This window comes from Streptomyces pseudogriseolus (assembly GCA_002154585.1).
Classification (GTDB): Bacteria; Actinomycetota; Actinomycetes; order Streptomycetales; family Streptomycetaceae; genus Streptomyces; species Streptomyces pseudogriseolus.
Window position 1 is genome coordinate 1 of sequence record MUNG01000673.1, and the last position, 2,619, is coordinate 2,619.

Annotated in this window: 1 protein-coding gene; it reads right to left on the reverse strand. The window is 75.1% G+C overall.

Annotated elements, in window-relative coordinates; all coding sequences use genetic code 11:
- The coding region (locus CCN29_RS34010; RefSeq protein ID WP_107481771.1) for a sensor histidine kinase at window positions 1-2,521 on the reverse strand (2,521 nt) is incomplete at its 3' end.
- Window positions 2,522-2,619 lie beyond the last annotated feature (98 nt).

Here is a 2,619-nt window from a genome sequence, read left to right on the forward strand (position 1 = left end):
GGGCGTCCTCGCCCGAAGCCGGCTCCTCGGCAGCCGTATGCGGGGCAGCGTCCGACCGGCCGACGCCGGGGGCGGAACCGTACACCGCCGTCGTGTCCGCAGCGGGCGCCGCCGGGGCAACTCGGGCGTCCTCGCCCGAAGCCGGCTCCGCAAGCGGGGCGGTCGGCGCCTCGGCGTCCGTACGGCCGGCGGCGTGGGCGGAGCCCGACGCGTCCCGCGTCTCGTCCTGCGCCGCAGGTGTCTCCGGCGAAGGCGTCTCCGGCGTCCCCGCCGTCCCCTGCGCCTCGATGGTGCGTTCGGCCAGGTCGACCAGGAGGTCGCCGGACTTGGTGCGGCCGCGCAGGACGTTGGAGTTGGCCTCCGCGTCGGCTCCCGGCAGGGTCACCGTATGGGCGCCGCCGGGGACGGAGGACGGGACGGCGGTGGGGGTGGCCGGGGCCAGAAGAGGGTCCGGCAGGACGACCACCGCGGCGATCCCGCCCTGCTTCTGCTTGCGCAGCTGCACCCGCACCCCGTGCCGGTGGGCGAGCCGGGCGACGACGTACAGGCCCAGGCCGAGGCCGACGTCGGACTCGGCCTCCGCGTCGTACGCCGCGTCCGGGTCGAACTCGGTGAGCCGCGTGTTGAGCCGCTCCAGCCGGTCCTCGGCCATGCCGATGCCCTCGTCCTGGACGGAGAGCATGACCTCGCCGTTCTCCAGCAGCCAGCCGGAGACCTCGACGGGCATGTCGGGCGGGGAGAACGCGGTGGCGTTCTCCATGAGTTCGGCGAGCAGGTGGGACAGGTCGTCCGCGGCGAACCCGGCGATGTGCGCGTGCGGCGGCAGCGCCGCGATCCGCACCCGCTCGTACCGCTCGATCTCGCTCACCGCGGCCCGTACGACGTCGACCAGCGGGACCGGGCCCGCGGTGTGCCGGCCGTGCTCGGTGCCGGCGAGGACCAGCAGGTTCTCGCTGTGCCGGCGCATGACCGTGGCGAAGTGGTCGAGCTTGAACAGCGTGGCCAGGCGGTCCGGGTCGTCCTCCCGCTCCTCGAGCCCCTCGATGACGCCGAGCTGCCGCTCGACCAGGCCGAGGGTGCGCAGGGCGAGGTTGACGAAGGTGGAGCCGATGCTGTGGCGCATCCGCTCCATGTGGGCGGTGGCCTCGGCGAGTTCGCCGCGCAGCTCCTCGCGGGCGTCGGCCATCTTCTGCCGCTGCCCGACGAGGTGCTTGCGGTCGGCCTCCAGCGTGGCGATCCGCTGGGCGAGCCCCGCGGCGTGCGCGTGCAGGGCGTTGACGGAGCGGACGACCTGGGCGAACTCGTCGTTGCGGCCGGTGAAGGTGACCGGTTCCTCGGCGGCCGGGTCCTCCGCCCCGGCGAGCCGGGCGGAGCCGCGGCGCAGCACCGACAGCGGCCGGGTGAGGGTGCGGGCCATCGCGGTGGCGACGCCGACGGCGAGCAGCAGGATCGCGCCGAGGACCGCGATCCGGATCTCCAGCGCGGTGACGTCCTCGTCGCGGAGCTGGGCGAGATCCTTGGTGCGCTGCTCGAACAGCGAGGCCTCGGCGCCGCGCATCATGTCGATCCGCGCGGTGAGCGCCGCCGCGAGCTTCTTGGTGCTGGTGTCGAGCTCGGAGTCGGAGAGCGTCGGCTTGTCGGTGAGCTTGGCGAGGTACTCCTCGGCGGTGTCGACCTCGGGGCCGGTGACCGTGGAGTCGTAGGAGGCGCGGGCGTCCTTCGGGGCGGAGTCGCGGAAGCCGGCGAGGGCCGCGTCGGAGCGGACGCGGGCCTCGAGCGCGGCGGCGGACAGTTCGTCGCGCCGCTCCTCGTCGTCGCCGGAGCCGCCGGATTCGGTGACCGGCAGTCCGGAGACCGGGTCGATCACGGTCTCGGTGGAGCTCGGCACGTTCAGCGCGGCGAGCAGCAGTCCGCGGGTGGCGGCGGCCTGCTGGACGGCGGTGTCGAGCTCGGTGAGCGCGTGGGCGCCGGAGCCGGCCCGGGGCGGGGTGGCGTCGGCGAGTCGCGCGGCGAGCCGGTGCAGCCGGGAGACGGCGTCGGAGTACGCCTGGTGGGCCTCCAGCGCGCCGGACTTGCCGGTGAGGGCGGCGCGGCGCACGGCGGCGACGGCCTCGAGCTCGTCGCGCAGCGCCTGGGAGGTGTCCTCGTCGGCGCGCAGTTCCTCGACCTGCCGGTCGACGCGGGCGCTGTGCTCCTCGTCGGGCGCCTTGGACTCGGGGCGGCCCGCCGCGATGTAGGGGACGACGTCGTCACGCTCGTCGGCCAGGGAGTGGGCCAGGGTGAGCGCGTCCTGGGTCCGCTCGGCGAGCGTCACCAGTTCCTGCGAGTCGTGCAGTTGCTGGGAGGCCGCCAGCACGGAGGGCGCCCCGGCCCCGGCGATCGCCGCGGCCACCACGGCGACGGCGACGACGAGACGGTTGCGTACGTGGGTGGGGCGGCCCTTGCCGACGGTGGGCGTCTGCTGCGGGTCCCCCGTGAGGGCCGCCTGCTTGTCCTTGCGACGAGGCCGCGTCTTCTGCACCGGTGCTCGCATTCCTGACTCGTGTACCCGTGGGCCCGGGTGACGCTCCGTCAACGGGCGCGGGCGCTCTTCCCGAGCCGCTGGCCGCGCTCGGACCG